The organism is Brevibacillus nitrificans, from assembly GCF_003710965.1.
Classification (GTDB): domain Bacteria; phylum Bacillota; class Bacilli; order Brevibacillales; family Brevibacillaceae; genus Brevibacillus; species Brevibacillus centrosporus.
The window spans coordinates 1,102,092-1,120,335 of sequence record NZ_RHHU01000003.1 but is presented as its reverse complement, the minus strand read 5'-3'; the positions used below and the strand labels follow the sequence as shown (position 1 = coordinate 1,120,335).

At 49.1% G+C, this 18,244-nt stretch carries 21 protein-coding genes; 14 read left to right on the top strand and 7 right to left on the bottom strand.

Features of this window, described 5'->3' with window-relative positions; all coding sequences use genetic code 11:
• Positions 1 to 129: 129 nt before the first annotated feature.
• The 3 genes from EDM59_RS07080 (at position 130) to EDM59_RS07070 (ending at position 2,714) form a co-directional block, all read left to right on the top strand.
• The gene (locus EDM59_RS07080; RefSeq protein ID WP_122922950.1) at positions 130 to 924 is read left to right on the top strand and encodes a helix-turn-helix domain-containing protein; all 795 of its coding nucleotides are present in this window, start codon (positions 130 to 132) and stop codon (positions 922 to 924) included.
• Between the two features lie 126 nt (positions 925 to 1,050).
• Positions 1,051 to 1,614 carry a GNAT family N-acetyltransferase gene (locus tag EDM59_RS07075; RefSeq protein ID WP_122922949.1) on the top strand — a complete coding sequence of 188 codons (564 nt, stop codon included), beginning with the start codon at positions 1,051 to 1,053 and terminating at the stop codon, positions 1,612 to 1,614.
• 344 nt (positions 1,615 to 1,958) lie between these two features.
• A complete protein-coding gene (locus tag EDM59_RS07070) occupies positions 1,959 to 2,714 on the top strand; it encodes a class I SAM-dependent methyltransferase (protein ID WP_122922948.1) in 756 nt (251 codons plus the stop codon).
• Between the two features lie 88 nt (positions 2,715 to 2,802).
• On the opposite strand, the gene EDM59_RS07065 is transcribed toward EDM59_RS07070, so the two are convergent.
• Positions 2,803 to 4,404, bottom strand: coding sequence for an S-layer homology domain-containing protein (locus EDM59_RS07065; protein WP_246010930.1), 1,602 nt, complete (start codon positions 4,402 to 4,404; stop codon positions 2,803 to 2,805).
• Positions 4,405 to 4,559: 155 nt separating this feature from the next.
• Between EDM59_RS07065 and EDM59_RS07060 the strand changes: the two genes are divergently transcribed.
• A complete protein-coding gene (locus tag EDM59_RS07060) occupies positions 4,560 to 5,537 on the top strand; it encodes a YpdA family putative bacillithiol disulfide reductase (RefSeq protein WP_122922947.1) in 978 nt (325 codons plus the stop codon).
• Between the two features lie 5 nt (positions 5,538 to 5,542).
• Here EDM59_RS07060 and EDM59_RS07055 read toward each other — a convergent pair whose 3' ends face one another.
• Together EDM59_RS07055 and EDM59_RS07050 are read right to left on the bottom strand one after the other, a co-directional pair.
• Positions 5,543 to 5,881, bottom strand: a complete 339-nt coding sequence (locus EDM59_RS07055) for a histidine triad nucleotide-binding protein (protein ID WP_092272490.1) — start codon at positions 5,879 to 5,881, stop codon at positions 5,543 to 5,545.
• Positions 5,882 to 5,971: 90 nt separating this feature from the next.
• Positions 5,972 to 6,301 (bottom strand): GlpM family protein, encoded by a 330-nt coding sequence (locus tag EDM59_RS07050; protein ID WP_246010929.1) that lies wholly within the window; start codon positions 6,299 to 6,301, stop codon positions 5,972 to 5,974.
• A gap of 170 nt (positions 6,302 to 6,471) precedes the next feature.
• Here EDM59_RS07050 and EDM59_RS07045 point away from each other — a divergent pair, with 170 nt between their 5' ends.
• The gene (locus tag EDM59_RS07045; protein ID WP_122922946.1) at positions 6,472 to 7,230 is read left to right on the top strand and encodes a MerR family transcriptional regulator; all 759 of its coding nucleotides are present in this window, start codon (positions 6,472 to 6,474) and stop codon (positions 7,228 to 7,230) included.
• Positions 7,231 to 7,286: 56 nt separating this feature from the next.
• Here EDM59_RS07045 and EDM59_RS07040 read toward each other — a convergent pair whose 3' ends face one another.
• Entirely contained in the window at positions 7,287 to 8,591 is a 1,305-nt protein-coding gene (locus EDM59_RS07040; RefSeq protein ID WP_122923410.1) for an acyl-CoA thioesterase/bile acid-CoA:amino acid N-acyltransferase family protein, read from the bottom strand.
• 157 nt (positions 8,592 to 8,748) lie between these two features.
• Here EDM59_RS07040 and EDM59_RS07035 point away from each other — a divergent pair, with 157 nt between their 5' ends.
• The 3 genes from EDM59_RS07035 (at position 8,749) to EDM59_RS07025 (ending at position 10,030) form a co-directional block, all read left to right on the top strand.
• Entirely contained in the window at positions 8,749 to 9,186 is a 438-nt protein-coding gene (locus EDM59_RS07035) for an Rrf2 family transcriptional regulator (RefSeq protein ID WP_122922945.1), read from the top strand.
• A 167-nt stretch (positions 9,187 to 9,353) separates the two neighbouring features.
• Positions 9,354 to 9,746 carry a YflT domain-containing protein gene (locus EDM59_RS07030; RefSeq protein WP_122922944.1) on the top strand — a complete coding sequence of 131 codons (393 nt, stop codon included), beginning with the start codon at positions 9,354 to 9,356 and terminating at the stop codon, positions 9,744 to 9,746.
• Between the two features lie 86 nt (positions 9,747 to 9,832).
• Complete coding sequence (locus EDM59_RS07025) at positions 9,833 to 10,030, top strand: aspartyl-phosphate phosphatase Spo0E family protein (RefSeq protein ID WP_183192836.1); 198 nt, start codon at positions 9,833 to 9,835, stop codon at positions 10,028 to 10,030.
• Positions 10,031 to 10,444: 414 nt separating this feature from the next.
• On the opposite strand, the gene EDM59_RS07015 is transcribed toward EDM59_RS07025, so the two are convergent.
• Positions 10,445 to 10,858 (bottom strand): hypothetical protein, encoded by a 414-nt coding sequence (locus EDM59_RS07015; RefSeq protein ID WP_122922942.1) that lies wholly within the window; start codon positions 10,856 to 10,858, stop codon positions 10,445 to 10,447.
• A 48-nt stretch (positions 10,859 to 10,906) separates the two neighbouring features.
• A complete protein-coding gene (locus EDM59_RS07010; protein ID WP_122922941.1) occupies positions 10,907 to 11,218 on the bottom strand; it encodes a YtxH domain-containing protein in 312 nt (103 codons plus the stop codon).
• A gap of 216 nt (positions 11,219 to 11,434) precedes the next feature.
• Here EDM59_RS07010 and EDM59_RS07005 point away from each other — a divergent pair, with 216 nt between their 5' ends.
• Both EDM59_RS07005 and EDM59_RS07000 read left to right on the top strand, forming a co-directional pair.
• On the top strand, positions 11,435 to 12,565 hold the full coding sequence (locus EDM59_RS07005; RefSeq protein WP_122922940.1) for a PP2C family protein-serine/threonine phosphatase: 1,131 nt from the start codon (positions 11,435 to 11,437) through the stop codon (positions 12,563 to 12,565).
• A gap of 52 nt (positions 12,566 to 12,617) precedes the next feature.
• On the top strand, positions 12,618 to 12,956 hold the full coding sequence (locus EDM59_RS07000) for an STAS domain-containing protein (protein ID WP_122922939.1): 339 nt from the start codon (positions 12,618 to 12,620) through the stop codon (positions 12,954 to 12,956).
• 67 nt (positions 12,957 to 13,023) lie between these two features.
• On the opposite strand, the gene EDM59_RS06995 is transcribed toward EDM59_RS07000, so the two are convergent.
• Positions 13,024 to 13,482: a Dps family protein gene (locus EDM59_RS06995; protein ID WP_246010928.1), complete on the bottom strand. Its 459-nt coding sequence runs from the start codon at positions 13,480 to 13,482 to the stop codon at positions 13,024 to 13,026.
• Positions 13,483 to 13,637: 155 nt separating this feature from the next.
• Here EDM59_RS06995 and EDM59_RS06990 point away from each other — a divergent pair, with 155 nt between their 5' ends.
• The 4 genes from EDM59_RS06990 (at position 13,638) to EDM59_RS06975 (ending at position 18,239) form a co-directional block, all read left to right on the top strand.
• Positions 13,638 to 14,090, top strand: coding sequence for a DUF948 domain-containing protein (locus tag EDM59_RS06990; protein WP_183192835.1), 453 nt, complete (start codon positions 13,638 to 13,640; stop codon positions 14,088 to 14,090).
• Positions 14,091 to 14,171: 81 nt separating this feature from the next.
• On the top strand, positions 14,172 to 14,615 hold the full coding sequence (gene rsbW, locus EDM59_RS06985; RefSeq protein ID WP_122922937.1) for an anti-sigma B factor RsbW: 444 nt from the start codon (positions 14,172 to 14,174) through the stop codon (positions 14,613 to 14,615).
• Positions 14,612 to 15,373 (top strand): sigma-70 family RNA polymerase sigma factor, encoded by a 762-nt coding sequence (locus EDM59_RS06980; protein ID WP_122922936.1) that lies wholly within the window; start codon positions 14,612 to 14,614, stop codon positions 15,371 to 15,373. The genes rsbW and EDM59_RS06980 overlap by 4 nt, the downstream gene beginning before the upstream one ends.
• Before the next feature lie 112 nt (positions 15,374 to 15,485).
• A complete protein-coding gene (locus EDM59_RS06975) occupies positions 15,486 to 18,239 on the top strand; it encodes a CHASE3 domain-containing protein (RefSeq protein WP_122922935.1) in 2,754 nt (917 codons plus the stop codon).
• Positions 18,240 to 18,244 lie beyond the last annotated feature (5 nt).

Sequence of the window (18,244 nt, the reverse complement as noted above, 5' to 3'; positions counted from 1 at the left end):
AGTTTTTTTCCAATCGTTGGGTAGATTGGCTGTTCCATAGGAGGCAAATCTATGCTAGAATGATATGCGAACGATTGTTCTGGATGGTGTGATTACTTCCGGAGTCCTGGGGCAAAGGATGGTGCAAGTATGGAGAATGCTGAAATTGATGCGCTGATCGCATATATTCACCGATATATCGATGAGCCGCTTCCTCTATCACGATTGGCATCGTATGTCGCGTATAGTCCTTATCATTTTACACGTCTTTTTAAGGAAAGAATGGGTCTACCACCGCTCTACTACGTGTCTTCGCTTCGCCTCCAAAAAGCAAAAGACCTCCTGATCCACACGAATATGAGCGTCCGCGATATTGGGCTGGAGATTGGTCAGCAAAGCTTGGGGACATTCTCCAGTCGTTTTACTGAAAAAGTCGGCGTTTCCCCGACGGAATTTCGCAACTCGCTACAGGCGACCCATACAAACCTTCATGCCTTGCGCTCGCTAGGGGCATGGCAGCTGGAGCATCCTGTCTCGCCGGGGCGAGGGCGAGTGGTTGGAACCGTACATAGCGATTACCCGTTTGAAGGTGTCATATTGATCGGCCTTTTTGCAAAACCTATACCGGAGGGACTCCCTCTGTATGGGACCGTTCTTTCTTCACTGGGGCATTTCTGTTTTACAGGAGTCAAGCCTGGTACGTATTATCTCATGGCAACATCTGTTCTTTGGGAGATGCAGGCTTCAGAAATTTTACTTCCCCACACGACGCTGCGTACGCGCTCCAAAGAGCCGATTGTGGTCTCTTCAGGAGCCATCGTCCCTCATCGAGATGCATGGCTGTATCCACCGGCACCAGACGATCCCCCCATCCTGATTTCTCTTCCCCTGCTGGTAAATAACTTTCTTGCAAAGATTTCCAACCATCATCTTATCAATCAGTGACAGTGTATCAGTACGGAGCTAACCATCTGTTCCAGAGACATCAGCAAGTATCAGCCGGCTCCCGACAAGTTTCACGAGAATGTTCTTTCTTTTCATTCGAATCACCAAACAGGAAAAGAGGCCGCAATGATCATCGACAAACAGGAGTATCACGTGAAGGGCATTACGTATACGATACGATCAGCCGCTCCATCCGATGCAGAAGCACTGTCTGGGTTACGAGTCAAAATCGATGGAGAAACTGAAAATTTGGACAGAGAGCCCGGAGAAGCTTTCATTGATCCTGCAGGATTTGAACAGCTCATCCAAATGGATACAGAGCTGCCGAGAAATCTGTTCCTGGTCGCGGCAGTGGAGGAACAGATCGTGGGATTTTCCCGTTGTGAGGGAACCTATTTGACTCGTTTTGCTCATAAAGCAGAATTTGGCGTTTGTATCTGCAAAGCGTATTGGGGATACGGTATTGGCAAACATCTATTGAAGCAATCCTTGGCATGGGCGGACTCCAATGGCATCAAGAAAATGACGCTCAACGTCCTGCAGACGAATGAGAAAGCGATCCAGCTATACGAGAAGCTAGGATTTGAAGTCGAAGGAGTATGGAAGCATGACCGACTTCTCTCGGACGGAAACTACTATCACACAGTGGTGATGGGAAGGTTTTTGGAAGAGCCGGAAAGCGGGGAGTAGCACAAGGCGGCTCCAAAAAGGAACCGCATGGACATTCGCGAAAATAGGAGAACAGGGGGGAGTAGGCGATCTACTTTGCTGACGAGAGAAGGCAGCGGTCTGAAAAGGATTAAAAATGTATATACTTCTTCGGCTCTGCAGCTAGATTCATTCTTTTAGCCTTTGCAACACCGGGCCGAAAGCGATGACGATTCAGCCAATAGATCAAGGCGTTGGAACGGTAGTTCACAGCGGCGAACTTTTTCCCATCGTGATATTCCCAGAATGGATGGTCGATTTGGAAACATCCTGCTATTCAAGCTGTACCTATTTTTCAATCAAGCGAGCAAGGAGGGAGAAGAGGCATGGACGAGGCAGCTTATCGGGATTTCTACGAATCCATCGGGAAGAAAAACGGGTGGGATTTCAGTCGCTTGCAAGTGAAAACAAAAGGAGAGACATGGGATTTCACCCATGAAGTCCTGCAGCGATGCCGTCCAAACGATCTGGTACTCGATATCGGGACAGGTGGCGGAGAAGCCGTTTTAAAAATAGCCAGCCATGTGCGGCTCTTGGTAGGGATCGATCATTCAGGCGCCATGATCCAAAGAGCACAGGAAAATCTCGTCTCCTCACCGCACAGGAATGTCCGATTCTTTCAAATGGATGCGTCCGCCCTTTCTTTCCCCGATGGCTTTTTTGACATGGTTACGAGCAGACATGCTCCTTTTGATTCCTATGAGATAGCGAGAGTATTAAAGCCAGGCGGCGTTTTTTTGTCACAGCAAGTAAGTGAGCACGACAAGTATGCGCTCAAAAGCTGCTTCGGCAGAGGACAGTGCTATGGTGAGGATGATGGATCGCTGCGTGAAAAATACCGACGAGACCTGCAGCTGGCTGGATTGGAAGTAGAGGTTCGGGAGTACGATGCGGAAGAATACTACCAGTCAGTGGAAGATCTACTGTTTCTTTTATCGCATACGCCGATCATAACGGCTTTTGGTGAGTACGCGGATGATTTTCATCAACTTCATACCTACCTAAAGCAAAATAACAGCGAGCAGGGGATTTGGACCAACGCAAAACGGATCTTGCTGGTGGCGACAAAAAAACACGAATAGCACCAGGATTGTACGCAAATAAAAGACAGTGATGCTTTCCGACTTCCTCTCCGTCGAAAGCAATCACTGTCTTTTTCATTGGATGCAGTTACATTTTTTGTCTCGCTTGCTTCAGCGAGATCGAATTCGCGATCGAGGTCCACACATCCGTGGATTCCGAACCGATATACCAATAGGCGAGGCCACCGATTTGCCAGGTCAGGCTGGACTGCGCTTTTAGCCCAAGCGATCGACTCTCTTCCAGCCAGATGGAGTGGGATACGCCTTGCTTCTTGAAGGTAGAGCGGTACTGACCGATGGAGGAATCCCATATCGTGCTCGCTTTGTATTGGGAGAGGAGCTGGTACGACTGCGGAATCGAGATGTCCGTAGACTGTAGCTTGCCGCCGGATTGATACCAGTCTCGAGTATAGAGCGGCATTCCAACGATCAGCTTTTGTGCCGGAACATCGTCGAGGACACCTTTGATTACATTTTCAAACCAGGGCAGCGAAGCTACAGAGCCAGCTTTCGTCGCTCCGACCCAATGTTCTTCATAGGCCATCAATACGAGATAGTCTGCATAGCTTGCCAATTTCGCATAGTCGAACGGTTCGCTCCAATCGGTGTCTGTATCGGGTGGAATATCGACCGACACGACGGCTCCTTTTGCATGCAAGGCAGCAGCGAGTTCTTTTACGAATGCTGTGAAATTGTCGCGATCAGCAGGATTGAATCCTTCAAAGTCTACATTGATTCCGTCCAGCTGGTACTTGTCTACGAACGTGCTCAACTTCTGCACGACGGCCGTCCGCTTGGTTTTGTCAGACAAGACCGTATGGGTCGTGGTCGGATCAAACTGATTTCCAAACAAAGCCCACACTTCTTTTCCGTTTTTCTGTGCCCAATGAACGAGAGCTGCGTCAGAAAAATCGCTGACAGAACCGTCCTTCTGCAGGAAATACCAACGTGGAGAGAGCGTATTGACGCCAGATTTTTGTACCTGCGCAATAAATTCCTCCGTGGTGGACTGATACTGCCAGCCCAAGGACACCAATGGTTTTGCCGATACGGTCTGCGCATTCAATTCATCGAGTACTCGTTTCAGGAGGACGGCGGTCTCTTCGCGGGACATGGCGGCTGTCGGGCGGAAATAGCCTTGGTAGCCTACCAGCCATTTCTTGTTCATGGCGGCGCTCACCGAAGAACGTGCCCAGCTGGAAATCGTATTGGCATCTTTGACGGAAGGAGAAGCGGTAGAAGCTAGTTTCAGCCCCAACGCTCGCGTCAAAAAGGTAGCAGCTTCCTGGCGTGAAATCGTTCGATTCGGAGAAAACGTAGTGGCACTCGTTCCGCTAGCCATATTGAGAGATACCGCTGCTTGTATGTACCCATACGCCCAAGAAGATTTGGGCACATCTCCAAAAGAAGCCACACTGCTTGAAACAGGCTTTACGCCCAGGGTGCGATCTAGCATTGACACAAACTCGGCTCGAGTAACGGGATGATCCGGATGGAAATATCCGTTTTCATCGCCTGATACAATGCCGGCCTTTTGCAACGAGGCGATTTGCTCTTTTGCATAGCTTGTGGAAATGTCGCGCAGGCTGCTCGATGCGGCTGTCGAGGCAGGGGCACTGACTCCCATCGTGAAGCAACAGGTAAGCAAAACAATTGTGAGGAGCGACATATGTATGTGTTGTTTTTTCATCATACATCCAGTATAAGGAGAGATACCCAATCTTTCATTGATCATATATTGGCAGGGAACCAAGGGTTGACATCCGGGGAGAACGTATTTTGGACTCTGGGATATGATATGATAGTACGGAAACGAAAAGAGAGTAGAAACGAGGCGGGAGAGTTATGGAAGACGTACTGATCGTCGGTGCTGGTCCGTGTGGTCTGGCCGCAGCGATCGCTTGCAAGAGAGCAGGGCTAAACCCGATTAACATAGAAAAAGGTTCGCTCGTCCACTCTATTTATCGATACCCGACGTATATGATTTTTCACAGCACGGCGGAATTGTTGGAAATTGGAAAAATTCCTTTTACGACTGCTCATGACAAGCCGACGCGCCAGGAAGCGCTCCAATACTATCGGCTGGTGGCATCACGGGAAGAGCTTCGTGTCCACACCTTTGAGACCGTGACTTCGACCGTTCGCACGGAGGTAGGCTTTCAAGTAACGACGACGGATCGTTTTGGCGGCCAGCATACGTATGAGACCAAGAATCTCGTCATTGCCACAGGATATTTTGACAATCCCAATCGGCTAAACGTGCCAGGCGAGGATTTACCGAAAGTATCTTCGTTTTATAAGGAAGCGCATCCGTATGCGGGATTGCGTGTTGCCATCGTCGGCGGGAACAATTCTGCCGTAGATGCCTCCATAGAGCTGGAGCGCGCAGGGGCAGAGGTGACCGTCATTTGCCGCAGAACAGAAATATCCGAGAGAGTCAAAGCGTGGACGCGGCCTGTCTTTGAAAGCTTGATTCACAAGGGAAGGATCCGGATGATGTTCGGATCAACGGTCGAGTCGATCGGGGAGCGCTCCATTCGGGTAAAAACAGGGGATGAGATCGTGGATATCGAGAACGATCATGTGTTTACGTTGATTGGGTACCGCCCGGATCGATCCTTCCTGCAATCACTTGGCGTACAGATCGATCCAGAGACGGGTTCGCCTGTTCATCATCCGGATACCATGGAAACCGATGTGCCAGGACTGTACATCGCGGGCGTCATCGCATCCGGTCACCGGACAAAGTCCATTTTTATTGAAAACGGCAGATTCCACGGCGAGGGAATTGCCCGCCACATTACGTCACGCTTGGCCAGGTAAGCCGTTTACATCGTCCATTCCAGCTGTTTGCCGCCGATTAAGTGGTAATGCAAGTGAAAGACGGTTTGCTGTCCATGCTTGCCGATGTTGGTGATCACACGGAAGCCGGGGTCTTTTACTTCCATCGCTTCAGCCACTTTTTGCAGTGCGAGATGGAGATGACCAATGAGCTCTTTATCCTCAGGTTCAATGGCCATCAGCGATTGAATATGCTTTTTCGGGATCATCAGTACGTGTACCGGTGCGATCGGGTTGATATCATGAAAGGCAACGACGTGATCATCCTCGTACACTTTTTTAGACGGGAGTTCCCCGTTCACGATTTTACAAAAGATACAATCCATGCTTCTCAACATCCTTTCCAGCTTTTGATAGGGGTAAAGCCTACTTCGTCATCCGAGTAGGCTTTACCTTTTCTTTCTTTTGAATGGATTTTAGCCGGTTACCTGCTTGTACATCCAAAAATACAGGAATAGAATGCAGATCGCAAAGAGTATCGCATACGCAGGCTTCAGCCAGGTCGTCAAAACGTAACAGGATGCCACGAACAAGACCAGCCCAATGGCACCTAAGATACCGCTTTTTTGAGCCAGATGGAATTCCTGCGTGTTTAGATACTGGATCTGAAGCATCATGTTTAACAAGGTAAGAATGGGCAGCGTCGTAATAATGCCAGAGAGAAAAATATTCTTGGTCTTGCTCAAGTAAGAAGCGAAAACCAGAACACAGCCACCGATCAGAAACTTAATGACATAGTCGATCATTGAAAAATGCCTCCCAAGTACTCGTCAAACGAAATGCAAGCAAACGTGTTCATTATAATCCTCTCGCGTGAAAAAATGTAGCTAAATTTCATTAATACTAAATATGGATTTGTTTATTGACTCTCCCCTTAGAGGAGCCTTTATTCTTTGTTCGAGGAGGTGACGAATGGATGCTGTATACGGTAAAGGAACTGTCCGCGATTTCCCAGGTGACGATTAAAACCTTGCACCACTACCACAAGATTGGACTTCTTTTGCCTGAGAAAATGAGTGAAGCGGGCTACAGGCTTTACGGCAGAGCGGAAGTGGAGCGGCTGCAAGCCATTTTGTTTTATCGGGAGTTGGAGATCCCGTTGGTGCAAATCAAGCAGCTGTTGGAGAGGGATGTAGATCGATTGCACATCCTGAATGAACAAAGAACCATGCTGCGAAAGAAAGCGACTAGGCTTGGGCAGATTCTCGGGACATTGGAAAAATCGATAGAGGCGGTTCAGGGAGGCGTAACGATGGGAAAACAGGAATTGTTTGCAGGATTTTCAAGCGAGGAAGAATGGAAGAGTGCGCTACAAGAACAAAAAGAGTACTTGCAAGACACCTACGAGGCAGAGCTTGACACGAGTACCATAGACGTGCAGGAAATGAACGAGCAAGCGCGAGAGGCTGTTTTATTCATGACAGAGATGGCAGATGCCTTAAGAGCTGGGGTCAAGCATTTTGACGATCGAATCAAAGAGAAAATCCAGACGCACTTGGCGTTTTTAAACCAGCATGGTCACACCATAACGGCCATTGATTTCGCCAATCAAACAGCGTTTTTTCTCCAGGATGACTTTCATCTGGCCATGCTGGAAGCACAGCAAACCGGACTTGCGTACTATCTATCTGCAGCCGCTCAGGCATATGCTGCAGCTCCACTCACTCCATCTTAAAAAAGGAGAGCACAGGTAACGTTTTCGCTACCCGTGCTCTTTCGCTCTTTCTCTTCTCAGCCTGTCGTCCCAGCTTTCGGGAACGCTCTCTCTAAAAATTGCAGGACCTCCCGCCACGAATGCTCGCAGGCATAGGCATTGTTCTTGGCAGTTCCGCCATTTAGCTGTGTTCGTGTGGTCGGGATATAGGGAAAACGTATCATGTGCCCCGTATTTTCATAGCGCAGGTGAACGACTTCATGGGGGAAGCGGTTTTCTTGCAAGCGTTTAACCATTTGCTCGCAGTGTTCTGCAGATGGCCACCAATGGTCGTCATCAGAGGATAATAAGAGGATAGGGCCTTGGATCCGCTCAACAGGAATGCTTGCGTCCTCCATCCACTCGCAGTTTTTCCAGGCTTCTTTATGCAGATGGTCGATTCGCTCCTTGGTCTGTAGTCTCTCGTTCGCTTCACGGGACTGTGTTTCTGTCCAAGGGACGAAAGGAAGGGGTTCTCCTCGAAAGGACCAGGAGGACTGTGGGGAAAAAATAGCGGAGTCAGCAGATTCGGTATCACATCCAATACATACGGTAGAACTGGGACTGGAAGCGATGACGGCTCGAATATCAGGATCGAAGGACCCCATGACAAGGGAGAGCTCGGCCCCTTTGGAACGGCCAAAGACCGCGATTTTTTCCGGATGAACCTGGGGTTGCGTTTTTAGCCACTGGATGGCATTCTGTATGTACTCTAAAGGAATTCGGCGGATGTCGTCAGGAAGATCGTCGCATTGAAAATAAGCCAGAGCAAGAGCCGGATACCCATGTGACGCAAACAACGCGGCAAATTGGGAGGAAGACCCGATCCCACCTTCACTGCCACCTAAAACTAATACGGCTGGGCGCGGTTCCGCATGTGGATCGAAAAAATACAGGCCAACGAGACCGTTCTCCCGGATTTTCTCGATGGAGACCTCTGGAGAGACAAAGATGCGGGTAACATTCGCTTTGGCAATGACTTTTCCGTGGACCTCGGCGGATAGATGAATTTCCGTCGAACGAGGCGCAAATTCAAACGTATCCAAAGAATGAGGACTGTAAAAACGCTGACTCTGCACGTGCATGGACCAAAACAGTCCCATCGGATCGATTCCTTCGTAGGTTCCGAAGAGGGGAGCTTGAGAAACGAGATCGACATTTCCGTCCTCATCTGACTGAAAAATTGCGTGGGACGACGCGGACATCTCTCCCCCTGGCATTCCATCCGTGAGGGTCGCGTGGAGTGTAATCAGTTGATGCGGGGCAAAGCCACTCAGTGTAATATGGACAGGGACGTCAATTAAGGCAGTGGATGGGGTAACCTCAATTTGTGGACGTAGCATGACAAACATCATACCCTTCCTTTATCTAATAAGAAAAACCGCAAATTCATTATAGTAAAGATCAAATTGGGACAGAAGGACAAGATGTGACAGTTCAGGTAACTTGACTTCCCCTTTGAGATGTAACTATAATCATTACAACGAAAGGGTGACCGAAATGAAAATCAGTAGCCGTTTTTCTGTGGCTGTGCATATCTTATCACTACTTTCCATCGAATCCTCGGCACACTGTACGTCCGAATGGATCGCAGGCAGCGTGAATACGAACCCTGTAATTATTCGGCGGGTGATGGGGCAGTTGAAAAAAGCCGGGTTTGTCCATGTGCGCCCGGGTGCGGGTGGAGCTTCGCTTACGAAAGAATTGAAGGATATTACTTTACTTGATGTCTATCGAGCCGTAGATGTCGTGGAGGAAGGTCGTCTCTTCCATATTCACGAGCAGCCCAATCCGCAATGTCCAGTGGGTGCCAATATTCAATTCGTGCTGGAGCTCATCCTGACTCGTGCGCAGAACGCGATGGAAGAGATATTGGGGAGTGTTACGCTGGCGGATTTGGTTACGGACCTGCGCGTCCAGATCGCTGCCAATAGTTAATCGCTACAGGAACGAAGCCGCCCGGAAAGGGGTGGCTTTTTTGTGTGTAACGCCTTGTTTCATCCCCGTTTTTCAAGGGTAATACAGATCAAGCAAGCGCAGCAGCACTTTGAGGATTGAGAGCATCGTCTCCATCCAGCACAACATTCCATTTAGGAGGGATTTTGATGTATGCCATGGATACGAAAGTGAAAACAGTGCGAAACGTCACCGAAGCTGGAGAGCAAGTCAGAAAATTCAAATTAGAAGGGTACCGGGATGACTATATCTTTGTACTTGCCTATGACAAAGACCGTACCGAGCGAGTAGCGGAAAGTGCCAACGCGGAACAAATTGGGGTGCTGGAGGAAGGCTTCGGTACAGCGATTGCGAACGTCTTCCGCTCCCGCGATGAAGCGCTGCGTGCAAAACTCAGATCCATGGGCTTCATTCAGGCGGAAGCTGAGCGTCTGGAGAGCGAAATGGAAAATGACAAGATCGTCGTGATTGCATGGGGCGGTACCTACTACGAGGGAAATGACTACGATTCGTCTATCTATTACTATCCGCCGATGTTTTAGGTCGAGAAGAAGGCAGGAGCTCTCTCCAAGGCTTGGGGAAAGCTCCTGTCCCGGGAATGCCAGTATATCGAAAGGGGATGGGAAGTATGCGTGAGCTGATCATAAACCAAATCGAGAAAGCGAGAAGTGAACTGTACCAAGCCGCATATGCGACGGGCAGTCCAAGCTTTTCTGGAGCCTTTGTGCTAAAAAAATCACGGAAGCTGGACAATCTCATCTACCGCTACTTGAAAAGCGTGAAGACAGGCGAGGGGAAGTCAGAAAGAAATCGCAGAGCGCCATGAAGCTTGTAATAAAGAGTTGAAAAAAAGCCGGGGATCCATGATAAGTGGATGCCCGGCCTTTGGCGTGCGGGTTATTTGCCTTTGAGGAGATCCGATAACAGGATCCCGTTTCTTTTCAAACCGGTAATGTCACAATCGGTTCATGCAACAAGGGATAAATGGCAATCTCGTAATTGCGCATGGGAAAGGTCGCAGCGATGAAAACTTACGGGTTTATATTGCCATGTGGCCCCTGATACATGCGTCTGTTGCAGATTCGATTGCCTTGTCTCTAAGCTCATCCCCTTATCTCCTTTACCGTATTTAGAAAGACAGCCATGCTAGCTTCGGATCTTTTCAACAGAAAAACAGCCCTCGTCCAGTAGGATCGGACTAAGGCTGCTTTCGGGCGTTTAAGAGCTGCTTCGTGCACAGCTATTGAATCGGATCGGGGATCTTGTTTTCATCGATAATTTCACTGCCAGTTTTGAGATCCTTCATTTCCTCGCCAAGCTTTTTGATTTCTTCCATATTTCGTGCCATGGAGCCGTTCTTCGCTTGCTTGACTGAGGTGGATGGCGACTCTAGAAAACGCTGCTCCAGCTCGATCAGCTTCTCATAGGCGGCTTTTCGGACGGAGAGAGGAACGGTCCTGCTCTCTTCGAAGGATGCCTCTTCATAGTTGATCACCGTGTGGCCATGCTCAAAGGTGACAGCCGTGACAAACAACGGATAAACTTGCCCTGTCTTTTCACAGAGGATAGGGAGGCGGTAGGTCGAGGTGACCGTATGTTCGATCCGCTCGAATCCCATCTCGATAAATTTTTGGTGGACAGCAGGATATTCCATATTTTCACTTCCTTACCGAAAAGTTTGGATACACAAGCACAAGTTCCGTTAGCTTCTTCCTTGCATATCTTCTTTGACGGACTGAAGGGTATCCGCTACCATTTGATTTCCTTCCATTGCTTTGTCCGACAGCTCGGAAGCCTGGATGCTGATTGTATCTGCAGCGTTTTGCGCTCTTTCCTTCAGAGTAGAAACGAGCCCCATGCTCTTTTCGCTGAGTGAGCCCAGAGCGTTGGACAAATCCTCTCGCAAAGCCGGACCGGATTTTGGCGCCATCAGCAACGAAGCCGCTGCCCCGATCGCTCCTCCGATCAACATTCCTTTCAAAAGACTTTTCTTGTTTTCAGCTGTTTGATTCATCGTCCATCTCTCCTTTTATGTGGCAGTTTGTTTGGTTCCTACTAGTCAATAAACGTTTTTTTCGAAAGTGAAACACAGAATGGTCTATTTCGAAAATTAGCTGATTCACGTGTCTTGCAGATGGGTAGTAAAAGGAAGGAGCTCCCAGCAGGTTCATGCTATGATAGGGAAAGAGTAGGGGAGCTTCCCCTAATTTTCTCGTGATAGGGGGTTGCCATGGATATAGTCATTGTAGACGATAACGAAACGAACCTAGTCATCATCGAAAAAATCTTGCGAAAAGCAGGCTATCATCATCTGGTGCTGCTCTCATCGGCGAAAGAGCTCTATCATTTTCTGGAAATGGATTCTCCCAATGCGGCCGAGGTTCCAGTCGATTTGGTGCTCATGGACTTGATGATGCCGGAAATTGACGGGGTGGAAGCATGCAGAACCGTCCTGAGTCAGGAGAGGTATCGCGATCTGCCTATCATTTTTGTTACAGCTATGGGCGATTCCTATAAAATGGCGGAAGCGCTGGATGCAGGTGCCCTCGACTACGTAATGAAGCCGATTAACAAAGTGGAGCTATTGGCTCGTATCCGATCTACTCTACGGCTCAAGCACGAAAAAGATTTGCGTAAGAAGAGAGACAAGCGAATTCAAAATGAGCTGGAGCTTGCAAGACAAGTCCAGCGCAGCATGCTCTCAAGCCCGATACGGGATCAAGCAATCGAGATATCGGCTGTCTATAAACCATCCTCTGAGCTTGCGGGAGACTTTTATGCCTGGCATGCTCTTGGGGCAGGGCGCTATGGCGTCATCTTGCTGGATATGATGGGGCATGGGATCTCGTCCTCGCTGGTGTGCATGTATATGTATGCTGCCCTCAAGGACACGATCATGGGCTTGAGCGAGCCAAAAGCGGTCATGGAAGAGCTGAATCGTCGCATGAACCAGCTGCAGATGTCAGATCGACTCATCCAATATTACTTCACCGCTATTTATTTGGTCGTTGATACTGAAAAACGGACAATCCAGTATGTGAATGCTGGTCATCCGGCGGGAATCGCGATAGTAGATGGAGAGACGGTGCAGTTGACAGAAGGGTGCTGTGCACTGGGATTTTTTCCGCAGATCGATATTGGGCAAGGCGAGATCTCCTATAACGGGGAAGTACGCATCCTTCTCTTTACGGACGGTTTGGTGGAAAGGCTGGAGGAACAGACGGACGATGCTGCTGTGCTGATAAACAGCTTGCGAGAGCTGGATGAACACGATCCGAGCGCTTTGCTGCAGCGATTACAGCTGAAAACAGCAGAAGAACCAAAAGACGATATGTGCCTGGTGATGATTTCGACGAGCTGACACCACATATATGAATGCGAGGCAATCAAAAGAGAGAAAGGGAGTATGCGAAATGGCAGCAGAAAAATTCTCCATTGATCAGAGGGAAACGGATAAGGCGATTGTTCTGCATTTTCATGGTGAACTTGATTTGGAAGTGGCCGCGACATTGTTCCGAGACAAGCTCGAGACTGTAGTCTACCGAACAGAGAAAGAGCTGGTCTTGGATTTGACAGATTTGTCTTACATCGATAGCACCGGGATCGGAATTCTTGTCTCTGTCCTGAAGATTCGCAACGAGCGAAAGGCAGCTTTGACGGTTCAGAACATTCCGGCGGGTGTACGCAAGCTTCTGGAGATTACGGGCATCTCCCCATTTTTGCTGGCAGGTGTAAAAGGTGACGCTCATTAGGAGAGCGTCGTCTTTTTATAGCAAAAACCACGGAAGGGCAGACTCGCTGTCCCTCCGTGGTTTTTTGCTACTTGCCGAGGTAGGCATCGAGCATCCATCGATGCTTTTCAAACGAGGAATGGATTGCAATGAGCATATCAGCCGTTGATTGATCACGATGCTCTTCTGCCAAGGTAATCCCGATTTTGATTTCCTTCATGATGCTCTCCAAATCCTCGGACAGTGCTTCCACCATTTGCTTCGCATCTTCCTCACCTGTGGCTTCCTTAATCGTCGCCGTGGCTAGATGCTCCTTGAGAGTAGCGGTGGGGATCGTCTGCAGGGCCAGCATTCTTTCTGCGATGGCGTCCAGATGCACACCGACCTCGGTATACAGCTCCTCAAATTTGATGTGCAGGGTGAAGAAATTTTCGCCTTTCACGTACCAGTGGTAATGATGCAGCTTCATATAGAGAACAGAGAAGTTGGCTACTTGCTGATTGAGCGTATCCGTCAAGTACATCGAGTAGGCTGCCGGGGTTGTCATAGGGAATCCCTCCGATTCATGGAATAGGTGTTGACAGCAACTCTTACCCCGTTACAGCTCTCTTTGAAACAGAACAAAATTAATGAAAAGAAGGCTGTTTCAAATGTAGAGAAAGGTGGGTAATAATGCGAAACAGTCCAGGGGGAGGAGAGGCTATGTTACTAGAAATTAGCGCGCTTTTGATCGCGGTCGCGTTTGTGATCCTCACTTTTTATTTGATTCGCACCCTGCAAGCAGTGAAGAACTCTCTGGATGAGGTCACCAATACCTTGGTTCAAATGAAAATAGAGGTAAGAGAGATCGGAGACGAAGTGAAAGAGGTGGTGGAAAACGCCAACGAAATGGCCGTGGATCTACGAACGAAGCTTACGATGCTGGATCATTTGTTTAGGAGTGCAAATGATGTCGGGCAGGTCGTCCACGAATTAACATCGTCGCTTAAAGAGTCTGCGACCTCCCTGATCGCCTCGATGACAAGCTTCAAAAACAGCAAGAAGACAGCACAGCCGACTGGCAAATGGCATTCCCTTTTGGAGGGAGTCATAGCTGCTGCTGATCTATGGCAGAAAGTGAAGTCCTCACGTTCAAATGCCCCCGGCACGCGGTAGTCAAGAGCAGACCCGGTACACAAAAAACTGTTGTACACTTAAGAAGAATAGCAAGAATCAGGAAAGGAAAGAGGCGCAATCATGAACCCATACGTTAGTTTTTCGATACCCGCCCAGGCGGAATATTTGGATATCGTGCGTTTGACATTGTACAGCTTTGCGACAAAGGCTGGTTTTTCCTTTGAGGAAATCGAGGACATGAAAGTGGCAGTCTCGGAGGCATGCAATAACGCGATCCTGCACGCGTATGGAGATAACGAAAATGGCAGGATCGATTTGCGCCTGGAACACGATGGGGAGCATTTGCGGATTACCATAAAAGACCATGGGCAAAGCTTCGTATTTTCCCAAGAAGGGATCGGCATTCCGAAGCAGCAAGAGGATATCAAGGATCTCACTGTGGGGGGTCTCGGCATTTTTCTGATGGAAGCCCTGATGGATGATGTCCGAGTGAGCACGGGAAACGGCAGCGGTACAGAGATTGTCCTGTCGAAACGCCTCAGTAGAAATGGGGAATACGTATGAATTCAAATAAACCCAAGGAGGCTTTGTACGAGCTGTACTCCAAAATGAAGCTTTATCGGGAGACAGGCTGTCCACAGATCGCAACTGAACTCTTGGTGCACTATGACCAGGTCATTCAGACAGCGGCCTCCAAGATGTCGAGAAACCGTCCTGACCTGGCAGAGGACTTGTATCAGGTGGGACGCATCAAAATACTTCGCTTGTTCGAGCAGTACGATCATACTTTAAACATTCCATTTGAAGGCTATGCCATGAAAAGCTTGATCGGTCATATGAAAAACTACTTGCGGGACAAGTCCTGGTACATACAAGTGCCGCGAAAAATGAAAGAGAAGAGCTCTCTCGTTCAACGAATCATTGACGAGCTCACGATCAAGCTCGAGCGATCGCCAAAAATGGAAGAGATTTCTGAACAGGCAGGACTGACTGTAGAAGAGACGATCGAGATACTCGTGGGCCGCGACTACTACAACTATACTTCGTTAGATACGCCGCTTTCTCCGGAGGGGGAGAGCACAGCAACGATCGCCGACATGATCGCAGAGCCCGCCGATGATTACCAGCAGCTGGAGAAACGGCTGATGGTGGATGAGGCGATGAGCTGCTTGAAGAAAGAGGAAAAAACGGTCATTTCGCTTATTTATGACGAAGGCCATTCTCAACGGCAGATTGCCGAACGGCTTGGCGTATCGCAGATGAGTGTGTCGCGAATTCAAAAGCGGGCGATTGATAAGCTGAAGAGTGCCTTGTCAGAATGAAGAGCGCAAAACCAGGCGCTCTCTTTCCCTTTTCCGTTACGTATCAGGGAATATGATAGAATAATTGGGAAATATTTTCTGCACGAACCATAGGGAGAGAGGAAGCGGAAACATGAAGGGCGTAAATTTTCCTATTCAAGCTAAGATTTTTATCAGCTACCTAGCGATCGTGATTTGTTTGGGAATCTCCCTATTTATCGTGAACGGTCAAATGAAAAATCTGCAGGCAGAGATCGATGTGATATCCAACCACGACATGGCCGTACATGAATTAGCGAATCAGATCCAAAAGAATATGCTGGACATGGAAACAGGGATGCGAGGATTCATGATTACAGGGGATGAACAGTACCTCGAGCCTTATCAGATCAGCAGCCGCAGCTGGCAGGATAACTATAACAAGCTGTACGCGCTTCTGGAGGACAATCCGGATCAGCAGCAGGCCCTAGAGCAAATGCGTCCGCTCATCTTAAGCTGGATTGCCAATGCCGGCGAGTTTGTCATCCAAAACAAGAGGGAAAACAACGAAGCGGCATTGCAGCAGTACTTTGCACAAAACACAGGAAAGAACGCGATGGACGACATTCGCTCGCAAATGTCTTCGCTGGTAGCCAAAGAAAAGAACCTGACAGCAGACCGTGTGGCGAAGCTGAACCAGAGTAACGAGAACGTGCTTTACATCTGGTATGTCATTGCCGGGGGCGTGACGCTGATTAGCTTTGCGATGTCCCTTTTCTTGTCCTCGTCCATTGTCAGGACGATTAGACAGGTCGTGAAGACAATCAAAGATATTTCGAAATCGGATACGGGAGTGGATCTGAGTGCGCGAATCCACGTACAGTCAAAAGATGAGCTCCGAGATCTAGCGGAAGCCACCAACGACCTGCTGAGCAGCTTAGAAAAACAGAGCTGGATTCAAAGAAGCTTGACGGAAATTTCCACCCTTTATCAGGGGATCACAGATATTGGCGATTTGTCCAAAGCGGTCATCACCGTGCTCGCACCGAAGCTTCAAGCAGCATATGGCATCGTGTATCTGCGGAAAAATGCCGGCAATGAGACCGTTTTTGTCCGGGTGGCTGACTATGCTCTAGCGCATCAGAATACCACAGACACCTTTCGCGTGGGAGAGGGGCTCGTCGGGCAATGCGCCTTGGATAGACGGATCTTTCTCTTTGACAATTTGCCTGAGGACTATCTCAAGGTGACGTCAGGTTTAGGAGAAGCGGTTCCCCGCAATCTGGTAGTCGCTCCGATTACCGTGGAAGGAAGAGTGGAGGCAATCATCGAGTTTGCTTCCTTTCAACCGTTCGAAGCTTCCCATCTGACACTGCTCGACCTGCTGCAGGATAAGTTTGGACAGGCGATTCTCAACGTACTGGGTCGAATGGAAGTGGAAAGGCTGCTCAGCGAATCCCAGGTGATGACCGAGGAGCTACAGACCCAATCGGAGGAGCTGCAGACCCAGTCAGAAGAGCTTCAGATGCAGCAAGAGCAGCTGCGTATCACGAATGAATTTTTGGAGGAGCAAAACCTGTTTGCCGAGCAGAGAGCGACCGAGCTGAAGAAGACACGTGATGAGCTTGCCGATTATGCCCGAAAGCTGCAGGCGAGCTCCCAGTACAAGACGGATTTCTTGGCCAATATGTCTCATGAGCTGCGAACCCCGCTCAATAGCATTCTGATTCTCTCCCAGATGCTCATGGAGAATCATCAGGGGGAAGGCGAGGAAACGGAAGTGGAGGAATACTCGCGCGTCATCTTGCGTGCGGGACAGGATCTGCTGCGTCTCATTGATGACATTTTGGATTTGTCGAAGATTGAGGCAGGCAAGATTGAAATTTTGACGGATGAAGTAAATGTTTCCGAAATCCCGCAATCCATGCAAAGTATGTTCGAACCGATCGCAGCGAAGAAGCAGCTTGCTTTTGGCGTGGAGATGCATCCGGATACGCCTTCCGTCCTTTTGACAGACGGACAAAGACTGCATCAAATCTTGAAAAATCTGCTGTCCAATGCCTGCAAGTTCACGGAAAAGGGAAGCGTGACCCTGCGGATTGAGCCAGCGCATCCAGATCGTGTACGCGAGCTGCTGCCGCAGTTACAGGAAGAGCAGGTTTTGTCCTTTTCCGTGATCGATACGGGGATCGGCATCCCTTGTGACAAGCAGGAGATCATCTTTGATGCCTTTCAGCAGGTAGACGGCACGACTAACAGGCAGTACGGGGGAACCGGTCTCGGCTTGTCTATCTGCCGCGAGTTCACTCGCTTGCTTGGAGGCGCTCTATCCGTAGAGAGCGAGCCGGAGAAAGGCAGCACCTTTACCTTGTATATTCCGAACCGAACAGAACGGCAAGTCCAGCAGCAGGCAGCCGAGCAAACGGCCGCAGAAGAAGTTGCGGCTGGTGGCAGTCAGCTGCTGGAGGAGATCGAGCGCGAGAAGGATTCGGACGTGCACGTCGCAGACAGCGTTCCTTTACAGGAGCACCTATTCCAAGGCAAGCATGTACTGCTAGTGGATGATGATGCACGAAATGTATATGCGCTCGTGACTGCTTTGGAGCGAAAAGGAGTCAGGGTCGAAGTCGCTGAAAACGGGAAGCAGGCGGTGGATCTGCTGCTAGTAGATCGCAGCTACGACTTGGTGCTGATGGATATCATGATGCCGATCATGGATGGTTATCAGGCGATGAAAGCCATACGCGATGACCTTGGCATGACGGATATGCCGATCATTGCCCTGACAGCCAAAGCGATGAAAAATGAAAGAGAAAAATGTATGGAGGCGGGAGCTTCGGATTATATCATGAAGCCGCTTAATATCGACCAGCTGTTTTCGCTTATGCGGGTGTGGCTGACAAAGTAGGTGAA

Coding starts and splice junctions, on each gene's coding strand:
- EDM59_RS07080 (WP_122922950.1), top strand. CDS start 130: ATGGAGAATGCTGAAATTGATGCGCTGATCGCATATATTCACCGATAT.
- EDM59_RS07075 (WP_122922949.1), top strand. CDS start 1,051: ATGATCATCGACAAACAGGAGTATCACGTGAAGGGCATTACGTATACG.
- EDM59_RS07070 (WP_122922948.1), top strand. CDS start 1,959: ATGGACGAGGCAGCTTATCGGGATTTCTACGAATCCATCGGGAAGAAA.
- EDM59_RS07065 (WP_246010930.1), bottom strand. CDS start 4,404: ATGAAAAAACAACACATACATATGTCGCTCCTCACAATTGTTTTGCTT.
- EDM59_RS07060 (WP_122922947.1), top strand. CDS start 4,560: ATGGAAGACGTACTGATCGTCGGTGCTGGTCCGTGTGGTCTGGCCGCA.
- EDM59_RS07055 (WP_092272490.1), bottom strand. CDS start 5,881: ATGGATTGTATCTTTTGTAAAATCGTGAACGGGGAACTCCCGTCTAAA.
- EDM59_RS07050 (WP_246010929.1), bottom strand. CDS start 6,301: ATGATCGACTATGTCATTAAGTTTCTGATCGGTGGCTGTGTTCTGGTT.
- EDM59_RS07045 (WP_122922946.1), top strand. CDS start 6,472: ATGCTGTATACGGTAAAGGAACTGTCCGCGATTTCCCAGGTGACGATT.
- EDM59_RS07040 (WP_122923410.1), bottom strand. CDS start 8,591: ATGCTACGTCCACAAATTGAGGTTACCCCATCCACTGCCTTAATTGAC.
- EDM59_RS07035 (WP_122922945.1), top strand. CDS start 8,749: ATGAAAATCAGTAGCCGTTTTTCTGTGGCTGTGCATATCTTATCACTA.
- EDM59_RS07030 (WP_122922944.1), top strand. CDS start 9,354: ATGTATGCCATGGATACGAAAGTGAAAACAGTGCGAAACGTCACCGAA.
- EDM59_RS07025 (WP_183192836.1), top strand. CDS start 9,833: ATGCGTGAGCTGATCATAAACCAAATCGAGAAAGCGAGAAGTGAACTG.
- EDM59_RS07015 (WP_122922942.1), bottom strand. CDS start 10,858: ATGGAATATCCTGCTGTCCACCAAAAATTTATCGAGATGGGATTCGAG.
- EDM59_RS07010 (WP_122922941.1), bottom strand. CDS start 11,218: ATGAATCAAACAGCTGAAAACAAGAAAAGTCTTTTGAAAGGAATGTTG.
- EDM59_RS07005 (WP_122922940.1), top strand. CDS start 11,435: ATGGATATAGTCATTGTAGACGATAACGAAACGAACCTAGTCATCATC.
- EDM59_RS07000 (WP_122922939.1), top strand. CDS start 12,618: ATGGCAGCAGAAAAATTCTCCATTGATCAGAGGGAAACGGATAAGGCG.
- EDM59_RS06995 (WP_246010928.1), bottom strand. CDS start 13,482: ATGACAACCCCGGCAGCCTACTCGATGTACTTGACGGATACGCTCAAT.
- EDM59_RS06990 (WP_183192835.1), top strand. CDS start 13,638: ATGTTACTAGAAATTAGCGCGCTTTTGATCGCGGTCGCGTTTGTGATC.
- rsbW (WP_122922937.1), top strand. CDS start 14,172: ATGAACCCATACGTTAGTTTTTCGATACCCGCCCAGGCGGAATATTTG.
- EDM59_RS06980 (WP_122922936.1), top strand. CDS start 14,612: ATGAATTCAAATAAACCCAAGGAGGCTTTGTACGAGCTGTACTCCAAA.
- EDM59_RS06975 (WP_122922935.1), top strand. CDS start 15,486: ATGAAGGGCGTAAATTTTCCTATTCAAGCTAAGATTTTTATCAGCTAC.